The organism is Rhodoferax fermentans, assembly GCF_002017865.1.
GTDB lineage: Bacteria > Pseudomonadota > Gammaproteobacteria > Burkholderiales > Burkholderiaceae_C > Rhodoferax > Rhodoferax fermentans.
The window spans coordinates 560,813-578,350 of the sequence record NZ_MTJN01000002.1 but is presented as its reverse complement, the minus strand read 5'-3'; the positions used below and the strand labels follow the sequence as shown (position 1 = coordinate 578,350).

At 57.6% G+C, this 17,538-nt stretch carries 18 protein-coding genes; 6 read left to right on the top strand and 12 right to left on the bottom strand.

What is annotated here, in order from left to right:
- Window positions 1-6: 6 nt before the first annotated feature.
- The 10 genes from RF819_RS02830 to RF819_RS02785 all read right to left on the bottom strand — a co-directional run bounded on the left by RF819_RS02830 (window position 7) and on the right by RF819_RS02785 (window position 9,075).
- Window positions 7-1,995: a hypothetical protein gene (locus RF819_RS02830; protein WP_211276184.1), complete on the bottom strand. Its 1,989-nt coding sequence runs from the start codon at window positions 1,993-1,995 to the stop codon at window positions 7-9.
- Between the two features lie 51 nt (window positions 1,996-2,046).
- On the bottom strand, window positions 2,047-2,544 hold the full coding sequence (locus RF819_RS02825; RefSeq protein WP_078363568.1) for a phage protein NinX family protein: 498 nt from the start codon (window positions 2,542-2,544) through the stop codon (window positions 2,047-2,049).
- A gap of 190 nt (window positions 2,545-2,734) precedes the next feature.
- Window positions 2,735-3,016, bottom strand: a complete 282-nt coding sequence (locus RF819_RS02815; RefSeq protein WP_078363566.1) for a hypothetical protein — start codon at window positions 3,014-3,016, stop codon at window positions 2,735-2,737.
- A gap of 480 nt (window positions 3,017-3,496) precedes the next feature.
- Window positions 3,497-3,895, bottom strand: coding sequence for a hypothetical protein (locus RF819_RS02810; protein WP_078363565.1), 399 nt, complete (start codon window positions 3,893-3,895; stop codon window positions 3,497-3,499).
- Window positions 3,892-4,089 (bottom strand): hypothetical protein, encoded by a 198-nt coding sequence (locus RF819_RS20880; protein WP_143541577.1) that lies wholly within the window; start codon window positions 4,087-4,089, stop codon window positions 3,892-3,894. Before RF819_RS20880 ends, RF819_RS02810 begins: the two co-directional genes overlap by 4 nt.
- Window positions 4,086-4,388 carry a hypothetical protein gene (locus tag RF819_RS02805; protein ID WP_078363564.1) on the bottom strand — a complete coding sequence of 101 codons (303 nt, stop codon included), beginning with the start codon at window positions 4,386-4,388 and terminating at the stop codon, window positions 4,086-4,088. The genes RF819_RS20880 and RF819_RS02805 overlap by 4 nt, the downstream gene beginning before the upstream one ends.
- Window positions 4,385-6,871, bottom strand: a complete 2,487-nt coding sequence (locus RF819_RS02800; protein ID WP_143541576.1) for a DUF5906 domain-containing protein — start codon at window positions 6,869-6,871, stop codon at window positions 4,385-4,387. Before RF819_RS02800 ends, RF819_RS02805 begins: the two co-directional genes overlap by 4 nt.
- A 123-nt stretch (window positions 6,872-6,994) precedes the next feature.
- On the bottom strand, window positions 6,995-7,345 hold the full coding sequence (locus tag RF819_RS02795; protein WP_078363562.1) for a hypothetical protein: 351 nt from the start codon (window positions 7,343-7,345) through the stop codon (window positions 6,995-6,997).
- Between the two features lie 599 nt (window positions 7,346-7,944).
- Window positions 7,945-8,880: a hypothetical protein gene (locus RF819_RS02790; RefSeq protein WP_078363561.1), complete on the bottom strand. Its 936-nt coding sequence runs from the start codon at window positions 8,878-8,880 to the stop codon at window positions 7,945-7,947.
- Between the two features lie 12 nt (window positions 8,881-8,892).
- Window positions 8,893-9,075, bottom strand: coding sequence for a hypothetical protein (locus RF819_RS02785; RefSeq protein WP_143541575.1), 183 nt, complete (start codon window positions 9,073-9,075; stop codon window positions 8,893-8,895).
- On the opposite strand from RF819_RS02785, the gene RF819_RS21240 reads away from it, so the two are divergent.
- On the top strand, window positions 9,074-9,280 hold the full coding sequence (locus tag RF819_RS21240) for a hypothetical protein (RefSeq protein ID WP_158081222.1): 207 nt from the start codon (window positions 9,074-9,076) through the stop codon (window positions 9,278-9,280). The genes RF819_RS02785 and RF819_RS21240 overlap by 2 nt on opposite strands.
- Here RF819_RS21240 and RF819_RS02780 read toward each other — a convergent pair.
- Window positions 9,273-9,518 carry a hypothetical protein gene (locus RF819_RS02780; protein WP_078363559.1) on the bottom strand — a complete coding sequence of 82 codons (246 nt, stop codon included), beginning with the start codon at window positions 9,516-9,518 and terminating at the stop codon, window positions 9,273-9,275. The two genes, RF819_RS21240 and RF819_RS02780, sit on opposite strands and share 8 nt — an antisense overlap.
- A gap of 184 nt (window positions 9,519-9,702) precedes the next feature.
- A complete protein-coding gene (locus RF819_RS20875; protein ID WP_143541574.1) occupies window positions 9,703-9,897 on the bottom strand; it encodes a hypothetical protein in 195 nt (64 codons plus the stop codon).
- A gap of 302 nt (window positions 9,898-10,199) precedes the next feature.
- Here RF819_RS20875 and RF819_RS02775 point away from each other — a divergent pair, with 302 nt between their 5' ends.
- The 5 genes from RF819_RS02775 to RF819_RS02755 are packed head-to-tail and all read left to right on the top strand — an operon-like array spanning window position 10,200 to window position 17,534.
- On the top strand, window positions 10,200-10,652 hold the full coding sequence (locus tag RF819_RS02775; protein WP_078363558.1) for a terminase small subunit: 453 nt from the start codon (window positions 10,200-10,202) through the stop codon (window positions 10,650-10,652).
- A complete protein-coding gene (locus RF819_RS02770) occupies window positions 10,627-13,290 on the top strand; it encodes a phage terminase large subunit family protein (RefSeq protein WP_078363557.1) in 2,664 nt (887 codons plus the stop codon). The genes RF819_RS02775 and RF819_RS02770 overlap by 26 nt, the downstream gene beginning before the upstream one ends.
- Window positions 13,291-13,337: 47 nt before the next feature.
- A complete protein-coding gene (locus RF819_RS02765) occupies window positions 13,338-14,075 on the top strand; it encodes an HNH endonuclease signature motif containing protein (protein WP_078363556.1) in 738 nt (245 codons plus the stop codon).
- A complete protein-coding gene (locus tag RF819_RS02760) occupies window positions 14,062-16,590 on the top strand; it encodes a portal protein (RefSeq protein WP_143541573.1) in 2,529 nt (842 codons plus the stop codon). Before RF819_RS02765 ends, RF819_RS02760 begins: the two co-directional genes overlap by 14 nt.
- Window positions 16,591-16,592: 2 nt before the next feature.
- On the top strand, window positions 16,593-17,534 hold the full coding sequence (locus tag RF819_RS02755; protein WP_078363554.1) for a hypothetical protein: 942 nt from the start codon (window positions 16,593-16,595) through the stop codon (window positions 17,532-17,534).
- The last annotated feature ends 4 nt before the right edge of the window (window positions 17,535-17,538 follow it).

The following is a 17,538-nucleotide window of genomic DNA, read 5'->3' as shown; positions in this document are numbered from 1 at the left end:
TGGCTTTCAGAAGTTGACGTTGTAGACACGGTTGGACTTGGCAGTGGTGACGCGCACCACGACCGTGTCCTTGTTGGTTGAGGAAAATCCTACGCCGCTGAGCTGCTCAGTCGACGGCGTGCATTGCGTCCGGTTGCCCAGGACTTCAAACACCTTGCGGTGCTTTTCCAGCTCGGGTTTCAGGAACTCGTTGTAGATGCCACGGGTGGCGGCATCGCTGACACAGCCATCCAGGATGAAGAACACATGGCGGTTGCCGGTGTGGTTGTCATCCCAGTAGTTGGGGCTGTACATCAGGGTGTTGACCTTGGTCCAAGCTTCGGTTTTGATACCCCACTTTTCTTGCGAGAAGCCGCCACCTGTGAGGTCGGCGTGCAGCTTGATGTCCACGACAGCGCCGTTCTTGACAGTGAGCACCAAGGCATCACACTCGTCCATCAGCGCTTTCTTATAGGCGAAGCGGTGGATTTGTCCGTTACTTTCGACTTCCAGTTCAAAGCCGACGTCCTTGGTTTCGCGGCGCGACCACTGATCAATGATCACCATGTACACACCGTCACGCAGATTGGCGGATGTCCAGCTCACGTTCTCCACGGGCTCACGGGTCTGGCCACCACCAGCATTCATGTCCACATCCAGCTTGCCGCACTTGTTGCGGAAGTCGATGTGGTTGCCACTGGGTTCAATGACGTGAATATCCAGGTCGTCGTAGTTGAACCAGGCCAGGCTGACGCGCAGCTTGGCGGTGGTGATGTTGCCACCGGCACGTTTGACGCGCTCCTTGATGGAGTCGGTGACGTTGCCGTCGTAGCTCCAGGCAAAGTTGTTGTCCCACTTGAACAGTGGGGCGACGTCGGCATGCACCGGAGCAGTCAGGCTCATGAAGTTGGCCTGCTGGCTGTTCTTCACCATCACCGACATGGACACAGCGGTTGGAATTACTTTGGCCATGAAGTCGTCGATGCTGATGTCTTCGGGCTTGCCCTTGGGCTCCGGCGCCACGGCGGCGGCCAGCAACAAGGACTCAACACCGCCTTTCATCTTGGCCTTGGCGTCGTTGTCCACCCACAGCACGTTGTTGACGCTGACATCAGACAGCGTGGCGTGGCGGCGTTCCAGTGCGGATTCCAGGCCCAGGTCATTGATGGTCTTCATGGCGTCAGCCACCATGCGCGGCGTGATCAGGGCCGATGTGCGTTTGTAGTTGGCGGGTGCTACCTTGGCCTCGAACGAGCGCACCGCGGCTTCCAGATCGACGCCCTTGGACAGGTCGTCCACCAGCGTGCCGATCACGGTGTTGCGGAAACGCACGGCGGGGTTGGTGGCGTGCTGCCAGATGAACAGGTCTTGCCCCTTCGAGTCCACGAGCCAGTATTGGTTGTGCAGCTTCTGGAAAGCCTTGACAGCGGCCAGATGTTCTTCACCGCGGTACAGCGCGTTGCCTTCGATCAGCTGAACCACTTGACCGATCGCATCCCTCGTTAGCTCTTCGAGGCCGCGCAGGAACACTTGGGCGGTGGTGTTGATGTCACCACGAGCCTTGTCGGGCATGTGGTTCTGGTGGCGTTCTGCCACCCGCCCGTGGAAGTGGTTCCATGTCTTGGTGTTGCCATCCTCGAGACTGCGGGTCGTCTCGGCGCCGTACTGGCTCTCCGAGGTGCGGAACACGCCTTTGATGGTGGCGCTGCCCACAAGGCTGTCAAGCTGGGAGGCCACGACGTTGAAGGGGTGCTCCAGACCCTCGGCGCGCCAGATTGAGTGCGTCTGGCCATTGATGATCGCCACCAGCGGCCCGAAGTTGCGCACGAAGTTCTTGCAGCAGCTGCAGTCGTGCTCAGTGCGGGTTTTGTAAATCGGGTTGGTGCCTTCAGGGAAGGCGGCGAGGTACGCGGCCCACAGCTCGTCGCCGGTGATCGACGTGGTGTACAGCTCGTGTTTGGACAGCTCGACCAGACGGTCGTGAATGACTTTGGCGAAGGGTTTGAATGTCGACATGGTGGTCCTTAGTTAGAGGTGGTTAGAGTTGCGGGTCAGTGAAAGGTTTGATCAGGTGCGGTCATCCGGTACTTCGACTTCGTCACCCAGCTTGGACGCCACGAAGCAGCGCAGACCGGCGATCAGCATGGTTGGGCCAAACTGCTCAAACAAATGCTCACCGCCATCAGGTGCATAGCCAATAATTCCCCGCCACTTTCCTATGACCCGACACGCATTTCCGTAAGTCAGTGGGCCAGTATGGACGCCCTCCCGCTCCAAGATCGGCTGACCTTGTGCTGGGTCGGTGGAGAACGGTTCTGGAGTTAGGTCACTGATTGGGCATTGACTGTGCGTTTCATGGTCAGAGGGCCAGCTATGGATTGCACCCGAGCCGTCTTCAAAATCCATCTTAGGGTGATGACAGTATTGAATAGCCTCGTCTCGCCCTTGTCTTTCTTCATAATGCTTGCAGTCGAAACAGCGGCTAGGTTTAACGACGCCACCCAAGCACTTCGCCACCAGCCAGTCGAGCTGGATGGGCGTGGTTTCGCTTACTTTGATCTTCATGGTGCTTCCTTTCGCAACTCCAACTCGGTAGTCCCGTGTTTCGTTGCATTCGTTTTAACAATCACGAGGCCAAGGTGCTCAAGGATGAGCACGATGGCTGTGTCCCGCTCGTCGTCTGTAGCTGAGCGGATACCGTACCTAAACAGGTGCTCTTCGACGACTGGTTCGCCGCGTTGATTGACTTGCATACTTACTCTCCGTGGTATTGCCAAAGGACGGCGTTGCATGTGCTGTGAACGGCACCGATGGTCATGCCTGTGTCGTGATCGTGGTGCAGGTGAACAGGCCACTTGAAGAAGTTTTCGGGGAACAAGCGTGTGTTGATCCGTTTGCTTAGGATCTCGGCGGTGGGCGCGCCATCAAGCTGTGCGCCGCAGTGTGAGCATTTGCCTTCTTGAATGCGGGCGTACTCTTCACGGACAGCACGTCGCTCAGAGAACGGTGTGTCGTTGTAGTTAACTGGGAGTTCCATACATCCTTCTTTACGAATTTGATAATGTTGCACGCAACGCTATCGAATTTGTGGACGGTAGCAAGTCCCTCCAAGCTACCGTCCGGTTACTCTGTTGGTTTGTGTTTTGGGCTATGGGCCGCTAGCCATAGTCGAGCTGTTCAGGACGATGGATCATGGTCAGCCTTTCGCTGCGGCACGGTGCCGTTTGACATTGCGTGCCTTCCGTGCGACACGATTGGCATGTGCGTTCGTCCAGCCATAGCCCGCGCGACGTCGTGGCCGGGTGGCGTAAGAGATGTCGAAGCCCAAGGATGCGAGTTTTTTCTGGCGTGGCGTCCGTTCGACAGGCAGCTGTTTTTGCAGTTCAGCGGCAGTAGGTGTGTTTCCAGACACAACTACGACTTGAGTATTACCGACCGATCCTGCTGAGGCCGGCATGGCTGCTGCCATGGCGGCGAGGCGGCGAGGCGGTTTGTGTTGAGCATGGTGAGGTTTCTTTCAGAGTTGTTGAATAGCTGCGAGCACAGTGGCTGCGTCCGAGGTGTCTGTGATCTCAGGTTCGTTGTCGTTGTCGAGGTCTTCGACGAACACGTAGAAGAAGTCTTCGGGCTTGGGCAGCACGTATTCTTTGCCGCCGAACAGCACAGTCATGAGGTTCGCAAGTGCTACTTCTGAGATGAAGTTAGCGACGCTGTCAGCACCTTCGTGTTCACAACCTGAGACGATGGGCTTGCCAGTCAGTTTGTTGTGAGCGATGGGCGCTGTGCCTTTGCTTGTACGCAGGTAGACGATGCCTTTGCGTCCTGAGCAACGGATGACGTTGCCCTCGAAGGTGGCGCCTAAGGCACGAAGGACTGCGAGTTGAAGCTGGTTGATTTCGACGGGTGTGTTGCTCATGGTTTCCTCATTTCTGCGAGTTGACGAGTGAGATCCAGAGAAGCTCGGCGCGCAGCTCCGCTGGTTTTGCCTGTGTTGATGTAGTCGCCAGCCGGTGAGCTGGTTCCACTGAAAGTGGCACGCTCGACTTGTTCAGCTGCTTTGATGAAGCGCTTGGCAGCTGCGATGGCGAGTTGGATTTGTGAGTGCTTCATGCGAGAGCCTCTTCTGGCGGGTTGATGGTGAGTTGCTTGTCGGCGGCTTTCTTGCCGCGAATGGGTTTGAGGTCAGCGTCGAAAAGAGCGCAGGCTTCTAATCCGACTGTGCTTTGTGTTTTGTCGTCACTTACCCAGCCGCGAATTGGTTGCAGCGGTTTGCACTCCCATTCTTCTCCGCTGTATCCATACCACGCATCGGTGTCTGTGACGCGCTGAGTAACCTTTACAAAGGCCCCTATGTTTTCTGGATAGGGGTCATTAAGGATGACGGCGAGATCGCCCGCGACGCACTTCATGCTGTCCTCCGTTCTGAGAGCTTGATGATCTTGGCCCGGCTGGTGCGGGGCTTGGCTTCTTCGATTTCCTGCATGACCTCGTCGAGCCAGGAGCGAGGTGCTTTCCATTCGACTTTGAGGCCGAAGGTCTTGGCACCGTTGACACGAAGCTGTTCGGTCTTGATGCCTCTGTGCTTGAGCAGCGAGGTGAATTTGTTTGGTGTCTTGGGCATGTTGCCCACGCAGTGCTCGAATACAACCAGCAGCTCGTCGCGGCTGAGTCTTGACTCGGCAGTCACGACGATGTCTTGCTTGGCAGATTTGGACACGCGGCCTTTGTAGGTGTCTGCGTTGGGGCTTGTGGCCAGCAGCTCTACCTCACGCTTGATGATGTCGTGGTACATGTGTGCGAAGCCTGCATTGCCACCAGTGATCTGCAGGGCCAGGTTCAGGTCCATACGCATCTCCCACAGGGCCATGATGTCGCCGTTGGCTAGCTGGCCTGCGGTGATGTCTGCGCTGGTCTTGTTGCCTTCGACCAGGTCTTTGTGCGCTTGGTTTTTGAGTGCTTGGCCTGCTGTCTGTACGTCGGCCTCGCGCGTCATGATGTAGCTCATGAAGGCGGGCAGTTCTTTGGGCAGTGTGTGGTCGAGTTCGTTTTGAGTAACTTGGAGACGTTGTTTCTGGAAGAAGCCTACGTTGTAGCGGCGGTCCCCAGAGCTGATGACGACGGGTGTCGTCTTGTTGGAGCTGAAGATGAAACCGGTGTAGTTCGTGGTTTGCACCGCTGCGCGGTTCATGTGTCGGATAGTGACCACGTCCTCTGTGATGAAGGAGCGCAGGTCGCCGCTGATGGTGTCTTTGCGCTGTGAGGCTGAGACCTCAATCTCGTCGATGAATGCGATGAGGGCTTTCTCCAGCCACCCAGTGAACTTCTCTTCCAGCTCGCTGGCGCGCTTTTGCTGGACGTACTGGGCACCCAGTAGCGGCGTGAGTACGCGGCTGACGATGACGCCCTTGCCTGTTCCTTCTTCGCCATGGAGTATCCAGGCTGTCTTGGGTTTGACTTTTTGCTGGAAGATGACGGCCAGCCAGTTGAGCCAGTGCTCGAAGGTCTCGTCTTCTTGTCCGCCGCTGATGGCATGCAGCATGATGCGCTTGATCAGTGGGCAGTCGTTCAGGGCGGCTTTGGGGTTGTGCTCTTGCCTGAAATACTTGGTCGGCACATACGTGTTGATAGTGTGTGCAGCTTCGTCAATGATGACGGTGGATTGTGGGTTGAACAGCATGTCCCATACAGGGATCACGTCAAAGGGTGGGAGCTGGTGGCCTTGCATCCAGTGGTTGAGCTGCAGCTCGGACTTGGCTGGATGAAGGTCAAGGGTCTGGGTTTCTTCTTGCCAGGTTCCGTTCCAGTATTGAGCTGTTCGCTTGTCCCTGAAGGCCAGCACCAGTTCACCACCTTCGGTGGGTTGGGACTGTTGTATGCGCTGCGTGATTCGCTGGTCTTTGTAATAGTCAGGCAGAAGCTCACGGGTGAGGTAGCTGAGGTCAGGATCTTTGAAGCATCGGATGAACTCAGGGTTACCAACAGGGTGGTAATAAGACCAGCTGTCGCCGCCATTAAGGTTGAAATATACAAACCCACGTTCTTCCTTTCTGCCGGTAATACTGGCTACACCTGGTTTGCTTTGAATCTCCAGTTCACCGACCCATTTGGTTCCTGAGCGCAGAGCTGGCAAGTTCGCCGCTTTACGCAGGTCGTCACGCAGTTTCTTGGATTCTTCTTTGACTTGTTCGAGTGTGCGTTTGGGTTGGAGGTGTTTGACAGATAGGACTTGGAGTCTGCCTGGAACGTATTGGATTCGTTCAGATGCCTTTAGAGTTGAAGTGACACCTTTCCCAAGAGTTGGCGGTGCGATATACAGCAGCTTGTCGTTCTGGCACGCCGTCACGTCGAGTGGCCAGTGTAGCGTTGCACCTATGCGGCTGAGTGTGATGCCCTTGCGCAGACCGTCGCTGAGGTTTTTGTCCATCAGCCAGGTCTTGATGTTGGCGGCGGGGAGGGCTTGGTCCAGGAGCATAAAGATGTGGCAACTCAGTTTTTTGTTGCCGTTGATGCCATAGGACGCTGAGTATTGAACGATGTGCGAGACATCTTTGAACTCAGGGATTGCTGCCATGAACTGCTGAGGCGTGTCATAAGGCGCACCATCGAGGTCCAGACATAACCAGTTGGTTGGGTCATCGGACTTGGTGCTGCCTGCGCGTGATTCACGGTCGAGCTTTTTGTGCAGCTTGCCTTTGAGCAGGCACATGCCTTCAGCTGCGTGTTTGATGAGCGCCGCATGAAACTCTTTGAGCGAGCTGCAGTGCACTGTGGTCGATGTGAAATCACGGACATTTGGGTAGTTTGATTTGCAGAGTTCGCCTTGACTGTCTAGCCAGAATGACTTACCGAGAGTCATTTCCGCCGCTAGAAAATGTATAGCAGTCGAGTTCATGGTGGGAGCACTTTCAGATGTTGTGCGAAGAGGCGATGCCTGTTGTTTCGAGGGAGACGATTAGATCACCTTAGAGTTCAGATTGTCGATTAATTCTTTCAATGAGGTTTGCTCCCTCAATAATCAGCCAAGTGCTTTCTCTTGAAAGAACCACATACCTTTCACACGTTTGAAAACTAGTTTGCCTTGGAGGTGAACTTCAAGAGCGTCTTCTTGTTTGAGGGCTTCCACGACTGTTTCGTGACCATTTGTCCCGCGAGTGGTTTGAACCCACAGATTTATGAACTCATCGCCGGTTGCTTTAGTGTTTCGTCCGTAGATACTTGTTAATTCGCCTAGTTCCATCTCTAAGAGTTCCGTGTCCAGCCCGGCTCCAAGTTTGATGTAGTGATTAGCTAGGGCGCTGAAGTCAGCCCAGAAGGCATTGCGTATAGCAAGGCGGGCTAATGAGTTCAGTTCTGCATCAAGTGCCATTTGGATTTTCTCCTGTGTAATTTGGTTACCATCAAAAATGATAGCAAAGAATTTGAATAGGAACAACGATAGTTTGCTATTAAGATCATAGCTGCTATCCTATTTGACTGTGAAAACTGTAAGATTTCAGTCAGGAACAGGCTTTTTAGAGTTCAAAGCACGGTTTGTACTGATTTTTGAACTCTAAAAAGTCGGTAATTTAGTTACATGTTTCGGTGTGGCCGAGGCACCTGGTTCGTCGTGGCGCTGAACGGTGAAATTCTTGGTACATTGGCGGTGTTATTGGACGGTGGTGGTACACACTTTGGTACGTAGGGCTTCCCTCTGAGAACTACCTCTTTTGTACCAATGTACTGAAATTTATTTATTATTCAAATAAATAGATAGAGATAGAGAGAATATATATTTGTATTGTAGGATGAGCTAAAACTGTTTTGGTACATTGGTACTGGTACACGTTCAAACCGTTCAAACCGGCCATGTTGCACTGTCACGTCGTCACCATGTTCGTGTTTGCATTGCTACAAAGTTCATAGCACCATGTTCGTCAGCCCGACGCACAAAATGGCCACCACACCGAAGTGTGATGACCAGACTGTTTACGCTGTTGCGGCTTCAACCGGGCGTGTCACCTTGAAGCCGTTGTCGTTGACCGTTGTCACGACGCTCTTCTGTGTTGGGCGCGGTGCGCGTTGCACGACGGGCGCTTTGACTTTCTTCGCACGCGGTGCCTTTGCAGCTTTGGGCTTGGCCACGCCGGTCATTGCATCGACCAGCTGAGGCACGATGCGCTGCGCGATCATGTAGTCACCCACGCCGAGCACGTTGTCACCGGCACGACCGAACAGTGTGTTGTTGACACTGGTCGTCATCGCCTTGTTCATCGAAGCCATGAGCTTGTTGGCCAGGTACTCCTTCACCTCGACATCGAGCGTCGAATAGTTCTCGTCGTCATCGCCGTCATACTTGCTGTCGTTGCTGGCAAACAAGTTGTCGATGATGTACTCGATCATGCCCGCGCGTTGCTTGCGCATGTTGGCGAAGTGGTTGTCGTCCATGAGACGCTGTTTCTTTGCAGCAGCGATCATGTCCGGCGTCACGGTGATGCCAAGCGAGGCGAGCAGCGGTACCGCTTCACGGTTGATGTCGCGCTCCTTCTGCGGGCCAGTCATCATCGTGATGGTGCTGGCAATGCTGCCGAGCGTGTCGTCAGCCTTGCGGCCTGAGCTGACCACAGTGGTGTGCTGCAACTCGGCACGCCATTCAACGTGCAGCTTGTACAGCTTCTTGTTGGCAGCGATGACATCAACGCTTGCGCCGGTCTCGGGGCCAGAGCAAAGCGCCTTGATCTCGCGCGTGCTGAGTTCCTTCAGCTCGGTGTAACCAGCAGCTTGCAGCTTTTGCACGATGGCGTCGGCTGCACCGAACAGCGAGGCGTTGACTGAGCCCACAAGGCTGAGCCAAGCAGCTTTGCGCAGCGCCAGCGAGGGGATGTCTTTGACGAAGTTGGTGAGATTGAATGAACGATTGAACATGATGGAAGCTCCTTAGAACGATTGAGAGGATTGACGTGCTGCGGTGTAAGCCTGTGCAGCGAGCAGGGTGGACTCGCGCTGAGCGCTGAGCGCAGCGAGTTCGAGTTCGTCTTCGACGTCCTCACACTCGCGTGCCATCAGGATCAGCATCGGGTCGGTGGCGAGCGTGTAAAGCTCACCGGATTGAAGAATCATGAAAGACTCCTTGGTTGATATACAGAGCACATCGTCTGCACAACCAAAAGTCTTAGAGCCACGCGCTGCGTGGCTCTGGTGGTCAAACAACACAGACGATGATGAGCACTACAAGCTCGATGATGAAGACCACAACGAGGCAGGCTTCTGTTACGACGTCAACAAGCCAGTGTTTGTCGAAAAGCATAGCGTTCTCCTTATTTAGACCAGCGCACCACGAGCTTGAAGGCAAGCCCGACGATCAGTGCGCAGATGGCAGCGGACATGCCGCCTGTGAGCGTGCCCTTGTGCATGCTGAACACCACATAGAACACGATGACCTCAACAGCGAGGGTGCCGAGGTCGAACTTCAGCAGCTTGCGCAACATGCTGAAGATGCCGATGGCCAGCAGCAGGCCGTAGAACAGCGGTGCTGCATCTATATGACCAAAGAAGCCGTTCATAGCTGATACGCCTTCTTCCACGCAGCCGTCGGGCTGTAGCCCAAGGCGCGAAGCTCGTTGTAGATGCGATAGCTGACCATGCTCTGAGTGAGTTCAGTGACGTCCATGACGTACTCCTTGTTAGTTAGCACCGACGCACCATGCGTAGGTTGCAATGCCACAAGGGCCTTGCGGCCCTGTGGTGTCACTGAATGCGGTGGAACTTGTACGCAGCTTGTGCGTTGGTGAAGAAGTTGCGACTGTCAGCGCCGAACTTGCCGACTGTTTCAGCGAAGCTGGTGTCAGACTGCTTGACAGCCTGGTTCTTGGTTGCTTCGCGGTAGAACGCCAGACGTTCAGCAGCGGTCATGTTTGCAAGGGTCTTGGGTGATGTAGCCATGATTAACTCCTAGTTGGTTATGAACACGTCGTCCACACAACCAAGAGTCTTTCAGCTTCGCTCTGCGAAGCTGGGTGTTAAGGGACTCCAAGGTTGCTACGAAACCGAATCCGAAGTGGGGCGGTGGAATTCCGAGCCCTGGGAGGGTCGGCAGCTTGACTTTGTTCGCGTCATTTCCCAGAACCCCGCTCCCCTTTTCATAGCACGAAGTTCTCCATAAAAATTTTCAAAATTTTCACAGACCTTGCTCTCATTTCCATAGCACTTAACATAAATCTCACGGACTCTTATAATCTCGAACCATGGCCCGTCGTCCCTCAGCCCTCACCCCCAAGCAGAACGCCTTCGTCGACGGCGTGCTCACGGGCAAGTCACGGCATGCGTCGGCCCTCGCTGCGGGGTATCCCAACTCCAGCGCCCCAGACATCTCCGAAGCTATCCGCCTTGAGATCGCCCAGGCCCGCGAGAAGCTCACCGACCTGACCACCATCAAGCGGGTGGACGTGATCGACGGCATTCTGGACGGCATTGCCTGCGCCCGCATGCAGGGTGACTCGGGCAACATGATCAAGGGCTGGACCGAGGTGGCCAAGATACTGGGCCACTACGCGCCAGAGGTCAAGACCATCAACGTGAACATGAACCAGCAGCGGCTGCGTTCCAAGTTCGAGGCCATGACCGACGAAGAGCTACTTGCCCTGCAGATGGCCCCCACACAGGAGGTCGTGGATGTCGAGCCCAAGACGCAGCACTAAGTTTGTCTGCAAGCACTGCGGAGAAAAGCGGCCACCGACGCTATTCCCTCGTGACAACGACACGGAGTGCACCGATTGCCTGGCAAAACTCGCAGCAGACGCCGAAAACACGCTCGAATCACCCGAGCCGGTAGCTCCGCCGCCCAAGAAGCGCACGCCCAGCCTCAAGATCACCGCTGTACCGCCCGAAGAGACCCCCCAAACACCCCCGCCGGGCCTCGAAAACGCCTCTACGGGCGAAGTTTTCATCTCCCCCGGCCCACTGAGCGGGGTTGAGAAGGAAATCGCTGCCAGAACCCTGGCCCGACGCCGCTTGCTGGCGTTTATCAAGCGATTCCGGCCCAAATACGACGCTGGCTGGGTCCACCAGGACATTTGCCGTCGCCTGGAGAAGTTCGTCGCTGATGTCGAAGCCGGTCTGGAGCCCCGACTGCTGCTGATGATGCCTGTGCGCCACGGCAAAAGCGAGATCGCCAGCCGCCACTTTGCCCCGTGGGTGCTGGGCAAGCACCCCGACTGGGAAATCATCGCCGCCTCGGGCGCCCAGAGCCTGGCCATGAGCTTCAGCCGGTACATCCGCGACCTCGTGCGCGACCCGGCGTACCAGAGTGTCTTCGAGCACATGCGCCTGGACCCCAGCAGCCAGTCCGTCGAGAACTGGAACACGACCTACGGTGGCGGCTACCTTGCAGCCGGTATCGGCACCATGATCACTGGGCGCGGCGCACACATCCTGGTCATCGACGACCCGGTGAAGGACGCCGAGGCTGCGGACTCACAGGTCATCCGCGACGCTGTGTGGGAGTGGTACATGTCCACCGCACTGACCCGGCTCGCACCCGGTGGCGGCGTGCTGGGCATCATGTGCATGACGGGTGACACACCTGTTTTGATGGCTGACGGCTCTCAGCGCAGGCTCGACACGCTCAAGCCTGCCGACGAGATCGCCACGTACGCTCGCGGAACGCTTGCACGCACAACTGTCGCAGCTATAAAGTCAAGTCGTCGTGATTCAGTCTACAGAATTCTAACGAACTCTGGTAGAATCGTTAGAGCCAATCAGAGGCACCCGTTTCTGACCGTGGCACCTAACGGAGAGGTATCGTGGACGCGTCTGAAAAACTTGACTACAGCCCTGAAAATCGTAACCGTGAAGGGCAGTGGGGCAAATGGCGAGGCGTTACGTGCTCTGCCGAGGGGTGCGAGCAGCCTGCCGTGTGCCGCGGACTTTGCGCAAGTCACTATTCCAAAAAACGCTGGGCAGATGGACACCGTTCAGGCTCTGACAATGCCATCCCACGACGCAACGCGCGTCTCAAACACCGATACGGCATCACAAACGCGGACTACGACGCCATGTACGAGCACCAGAAAGGCTGCTGCGCGATTTGTGGGAAGCCTGCTGAAGCGGGCAATTCGCCTGCTCACTGGAAGCACAAGCTCGCCGTCGACCATTGTCACGACACAGGAAAAGTCCGAGGACTCCTGTGCAACGACTGCAATGCCGGAATCGGACACCTTGCTACTGAGCCAGTGGCACTTGCCGCCGCTCGGTATCTCCGACTTCACTCTGGAGCGCGTGGTAAGCGTAGAGCTTGACGGAGTAGAGGAAGTCTTCGACGTTCAAGTAAACGACACAGAAAACTTCATTGCCAACGGCTTGGTGAGCCACAATACGTGGTGGAACGAGGACGACTGGGCAGGGCGTATCCAGCAGGTCATGGCCACCGGTGACGGCGACACGTTCGAGATCGTCAAGTACCCAGCCATCAACGACCAGGGCGACGAGTACATCCTGCCCGACGACACCATCGAGCAGTTCCCGCCCGGCACCACACCGCCCGAGGGTTCCAAGCTCACCCGGTTGATGAACAGTGCGCTGCATCCGGCGCGCTACACGTTCGAGATGCTCAAGAAGCGCATGGCCAACTACTACGCGCTTGGTCAGCAGCGGTGGTGGGCGGCGCTCTACCAGCAGAACCCGACACCCGAGGATGGCTCGTTCTTCACCAAGGACATGTTCATCGAGTACGTGCACGCGCCACAGCGCCACGGGCGCATCGTCTACCAGGCGTGGGACTTTGCCATCACCGAGAACCAGAAGAGCGATTACACCGTCGGTATCACCGTTCTGGTCGACGAGTACGACAACATGTACGTGCTCGACGTCTGGCGCTTCAAGACAGACGACGGCATCGAGCTGGGCACCGCCGTCCAGAGCTACGCCAAGCTCTGGAACGCCGACCAGATTGCGGTGGAGGATGGTCAGATTTGGAAGTCCATCAAGGCCAACTTCAGCAAGGCGTGCGAGATGGCCAAGCACTACCCGTCGTACGAGGTCATCACACCGCTGACCGACAAGCGCACCCGTGCCCAGCCCGCACGCGGGCGCATGCAGCAGAAGAAGATCCAGTTCCCCAGCCGGGCACCGTGGTACGCCGAGTTCAAAAAGGAGCTGCTGCGCTTTCAGGCTGGTGGCAAGCACGACGACCAGGTGGACGCGCTGGCCCACGTCGTGCGGCTGGCCACGACGCACGCCGCACCCAAGGGGCCACCGAAACCGAAGATGCCTGAGAGCTGGAAAACCAAGCTGATGAAGCAGCTGCGCGGCGGCGGGGCCTCGCACATGGCCGCTTAGTCTGATAAACTCTAACGTCATCGCACACACTCGGAGGCTTCGTACGCATGCAAACCGCCACGCCATCGGAAGCAGAACGGAAAGACGCCAAGGCTGCGTACGACCGTGCGTACCGGGCGAAAAACCGCGCGAAGATCAAAGCTGCAAAGGCCGAATGGAACAAGAGCGCTACCAAGAAGGCATACGACGCTCAGTACCGCAAGGAGCATGCCGTCGAGGTCAAAGCCTACAAAGATGCCTGGTACGCCGAGAACCGTGAGCGGATCAGCGCCGAGGCAAAAGCCGCACATCTGGCAGACCCTGAGAAGCGCCGTGCGAAGTCCGCTGAATACAACCGGCGCAACGCTGAGCTTGTTCGCGCTAAAACACGCGCCTGGGCTGCAGCCAACCCCGAGAAGAAAAAGGCGGGTGATCGTGCGTACTTCAAAGCCAACCGCGAAACGGTACTTGCGCAGGCCAAAGCCTGGCGCGACGCAAATCCAGAGCGAAAGGCTCAGAACGACGCGGCCTGGGTGAAGGCCAACCCCCTCAAAGTCAAGTTGACCAAAGCCCGTCGTCGCCAGCGGGTACGCCACGCAACCCCCGCCTGGGCGGATCGCAGAGAGCTTGACGCCGTCTACACAGAAGCTGATCGCCAGAACTTGACGGTAGATCACATCATCCCGCTCAAACACAAACTCGTTTGCGGGCTTCATGTGCCTGCCAATCTGCAGCTACTGACGCGCAGCGAGAACTGTCGCAAGAGCAATAAATTTGACCCGGAGGTGTATCTTGCCAGTCAATGACTCCCTTGCCAGCGAAATTTGGTACAGATTTCGCTACTGCGTCTCCGGTGACGCACTTGTACTGACCGACGCCGGGTACGTGCGTCTCGACCGTATCACGGGCACCCACCGCATATTTGACGGTGTGGAGTATGTCAACCACGACGGCCTTGTTGCCAAAGGTCGTAAAGCCACAGTTGGTGTTGACGGCGTATTCATGACGCCTGAGCACGAGGTGCTCGACTCCGCAGGCAACTGGGTGCGTGCGGACGCACTACCGACCCTTGGGCGCAGGGTTGAGTACCGCGAAGGCCACACGCAAGATGTCTACGACATCGTCAACTGTGGTCCGCGTTCGCGGTTCGCCGTGCTTGGCGACACCGGGCTGGTGATCTGTCACAACTGCTTGGAGCGCGGCCACCACGACTTCCTGGCCAAAGCCGATAAATGCGACAAGTTCTTCGCGGGGGACCAGTGGGATGTGGCTGACCTCAACGCGCTGCAACTTGCTCGTCGACCGAGTTTGACCATAAACAAGATAATTTCTACGGTCTCAACGATCATGGGGCAGCAGATTTACAACCGCAACGAGGTGTCTTACCGCCCAGCGGGGGAGGGTGCCAACAGCGAGGTGGCCGACGCATTGCAGAAGGTCTGGGCGCAGATCGCAGCGAGCAACCAGCTCAACTGGGTGCGCTCAGACGTCGCTGCCGACGGCTTCATCCGCAGCCGTGGCTTCTACGACGTGAGGCTTGACTTCACGGACAACCTCAAGGGCGAGGTCCGCATCACCAACCTCAATGGCAAGAACGTGGTCATCGACCCCGACGCCGAGCAGTACGACCCGGACGAGTGGAACGACGTCTTTGTGACCAAGTGGCTGACCTACCAGGACATCGCCACGCTGTACAACCAGGACGATGCTGACTACCTCAAGATGCGCGAGGAAAGCCTGTTCCCCTACGCCTATGACAGCATTGAACGGGTGCGCGACCGCTTTGCAGGCTCCCAGCTCACCGGCAGCTACTACGGCTTGCTCGACACCGCCCACGTCCGGCGCAACATACGCACGGTCGAGCGTCAGTACCGCAAGCTCGACAGTCAAAAACACTTCGTCGATGTGCAGACCGGCGACGCCCGCCCGGTACCCGAGAGCTGGGACCGCAACCGCATCGCTGCCTTGCTGGAGCGCACGCAGGGCCAACTGACGGTGCTCAAGAAGAAGGTCAAGCGCATCCGCTGGACCGTGACTGCCGACAACGTGGTGCTGCACGACGACTGGTCGCCATACAAGCACTTCACGCCTGTGCCGTACTTCCCGCACTTCCACCACGGGCGCACCATCGGCCTGGTCGAGAACCTGCTCGGTAGCCAGGAACTGCTCAACAAGTCCTCCAGCCAGGAGCTGCACGTCATCAACACCAGCGCCAACAGCGGCTGGATCGTCAAGACCGGCACCCTTGTCAACATGGAGGTCGAAGACCTGGAGCAGAGCGGGGCGAAGACGGGCCTGGTGATCGAGGTCAACGGCGACACCGAGAAAGACGTCAAGAAGATCACCCCCAACTCGATACCACAGGGCATGGACCGCATCAGCTACAAGGCTGAGGAACACATGAAGTCCATCAGCGGCGTGAGCGACAGCATGCAAGGTTTTGACCGTGAGGACGTCGCGGCCAAGGCCATCACTGCCAAGCGCCAGAGCGGCCAGGCCAACCTGGTGCGCGTGCTCGACAACTTGGAGCGCACCGACTACTTCTTGGCGCGCAACGTGCTGGATCTGGTGCAGGAGTATTACACCGAGGAACGCATCATCCACATCACCGGCAACGACCTGGTCAACTCGCCGCAGACGTTGACTGTCAACCAGTATGACCCAGCCACCGACACCATCATCAATGACCTGACGCTGGGCGAGTACGGCATCATCATCACCGCACAGCCAGACCGCGCGACGCTCGAAGACAGCCAGTTCGAGCAGGCCAAGAGCCTCAAGGAGCTGGGCATCGCCATCCCAGACGACGTGCTCATCGAGAACAGCCGCCTCATGCGCCGGGGCGAGATCGTCAAGCAGATGCAGGCCGAGGCCCAGAGCCCCGAGGCCCAGCAGAAGAAGGCGCTCGAAATGCGCGCGATGGAGGCCAACGTCTCCAAGCTCGAAGGCGAGGCGCAGGAGAAGCACACCAAGAGTGCACTCGACACGGCCCGCACCGAGAAGGAGACCGTCGAGACGCAGAACCTGGCCCAAGGCGGCGACAACGGCGAAGCTGCCAAGCTCCAGCAGGAGTTGCAGATCGAGCGCGAGCGCTTCGAGATGGAGCGCCAGGAGCGCCAGGAGAAGCTGCAGTTCGAGCGTGAGCAGGCGGCTATCAAGCTGCAGCAGATGCGCGAAGAGCACGCACTCAAGCAGCAGATTCAGCAAGAAGATGCCCAAGCCCGGCGCGCCCAGCAGGCGCAGCAGGCTGAGCAGAACGCCTATGCACAGCGTGCGCAGGCGGAGAAGAGCGAGAGTTCACCCACAACCACAAAGGAGTAAGCATGGCAGGCACTGAAGACACCATCGACCGTGGCGACACGTTCACCCCCACCGTCGACGCGGACGACGACACGCTGGCCCACGACACGCTCGGCACAGCTATCACGCTCGAAGACCAGCTGGTCGCTGACAAGAAGGTCGCGGTCACTGGCGCCGATGTCACCGACGAGGCCAAGGGCGACGAGGCTGTGCGCGACGACAAGGGCCGCTTCATCCCCAAGGCACGCTTCGACGAGGCCGTGACCAAAGAGCGCGACAAGCGCGAGGCCGCAGAGCGCACCGTGGCTGAGCTGCAGAAGCAGCTGCAGACGGTCAGCCGCACTGCCACCGCGACGGACCTCGAAGCCCAGCTCGTAGCGCTGCGCAAGCAGGACAGCCAGGCGCGGCTTGACGGCGACGAGGAAAAGAGCCTGGACCTGCAGAGCCAGATCGACCGCATCAACCGCCAGATCGTCATCCAGGAGAGCACCAGCATCTCCGAGCGCAGCCGTGAAGAGGCCAGCGAGAGCATCCGTGTCGAGATGGCCATCGAGAGCCTGGAGAAGACCTACCCGGTGCTCAAGGAGGGCAGCGACACGTTCGACCAGGGCTTGGTAGACCTCGTGCTGGCCGCGCAGAACCAGCTCATCACGCGCGACCGCCTGAGCCCGTCGCAGGCGCTGGTCAAAGCCACTACCGACATCATGGCCCGGTTTCAGCCAGCCGTTAAGGCCGACGACAAGCCTGCTGGCGGGCTGGCAGGTGCCAAGGGTGCCGACCGTACCCAAGCCGCCAAGGCCAAGGCCGTCGACGCCGCACTGCGCACGCCACCCGACACCCGCGACGTGGGCCTCGACAGCGACAAGCTGGGCATGAAGGACGGCAAGCACGTTCTGGAGACTGTCGACGACCTCAAGGCCATCCCCGCCGCTACGCTCAAGCGCATGCGCGGCGACCTCGTGTAAGGAG

What these genes read in the sequence shown, in the direction of transcription:
- RF819_RS02830 (WP_211276184.1), bottom strand. Translation starts at nt 1,995, where the DNA reads ATGTCGACATTCAAACCCTTCGCCAAAGTCATTCACGACCGTCTGGTC.
- RF819_RS02825 (WP_078363568.1), bottom strand. Translation starts at nt 2,544, where the DNA reads ATGAAGATCAAAGTAAGCGAAACCACGCCCATCCAGCTCGACTGGCTG.
- RF819_RS02815 (WP_078363566.1), bottom strand. Translation starts at nt 3,016, where the DNA reads ATGGAACTCCCAGTTAACTACAACGACACACCGTTCTCTGAGCGACGT.
- RF819_RS02810 (WP_078363565.1), bottom strand. Translation starts at nt 3,895, where the DNA reads ATGAGCAACACACCCGTCGAAATCAACCAGCTTCAACTCGCAGTCCTT.
- RF819_RS20880 (WP_143541577.1), bottom strand. Translation starts at nt 4,089, where the DNA reads ATGAAGCACTCACAAATCCAACTCGCCATCGCAGCTGCCAAGCGCTTC.
- RF819_RS02805 (WP_078363564.1), bottom strand. Translation starts at nt 4,388, where the DNA reads ATGAAGTGCGTCGCGGGCGATCTCGCCGTCATCCTTAATGACCCCTAT.
- RF819_RS02800 (WP_143541576.1), bottom strand. Translation starts at nt 6,871, where the DNA reads ATGAACTCGACTGCTATACATTTTCTAGCGGCGGAAATGACTCTCGGT.
- RF819_RS02795 (WP_078363562.1), bottom strand. Translation starts at nt 7,345, where the DNA reads ATGGCACTTGATGCAGAACTGAACTCATTAGCCCGCCTTGCTATACGC.
- RF819_RS02790 (WP_078363561.1), bottom strand. Translation starts at nt 8,880, where the DNA reads ATGTTCAATCGTTCATTCAATCTCACCAACTTCGTCAAAGACATCCCC.
- RF819_RS21240 (WP_158081222.1), top strand. Translation starts at nt 9,074, where the DNA reads ATGAAAGACTCCTTGGTTGATATACAGAGCACATCGTCTGCACAACCA.
- RF819_RS02785 (WP_143541575.1), bottom strand. Translation starts at nt 9,075, where the DNA reads ATGATTCTTCAATCCGGTGAGCTTTACACGCTCGCCACCGACCCGATG.
- RF819_RS02780 (WP_078363559.1), bottom strand. Translation starts at nt 9,518, where the DNA reads ATGAACGGCTTCTTTGGTCATATAGATGCAGCACCGCTGTTCTACGGC.
- RF819_RS20875 (WP_143541574.1), bottom strand. Translation starts at nt 9,897, where the DNA reads ATGGCTACATCACCCAAGACCCTTGCAAACATGACCGCTGCTGAACGT.
- RF819_RS02775 (WP_078363558.1), top strand. Translation starts at nt 10,200, where the DNA reads ATGGCCCGTCGTCCCTCAGCCCTCACCCCCAAGCAGAACGCCTTCGTC.
- RF819_RS02770 (WP_078363557.1), top strand. Translation starts at nt 10,627, where the DNA reads ATGTCGAGCCCAAGACGCAGCACTAAGTTTGTCTGCAAGCACTGCGGA.
- RF819_RS02765 (WP_078363556.1), top strand. Translation starts at nt 13,338, where the DNA reads ATGCAAACCGCCACGCCATCGGAAGCAGAACGGAAAGACGCCAAGGCT.
- RF819_RS02755 (WP_078363554.1), top strand. Translation starts at nt 16,593, where the DNA reads ATGGCAGGCACTGAAGACACCATCGACCGTGGCGACACGTTCACCCCC.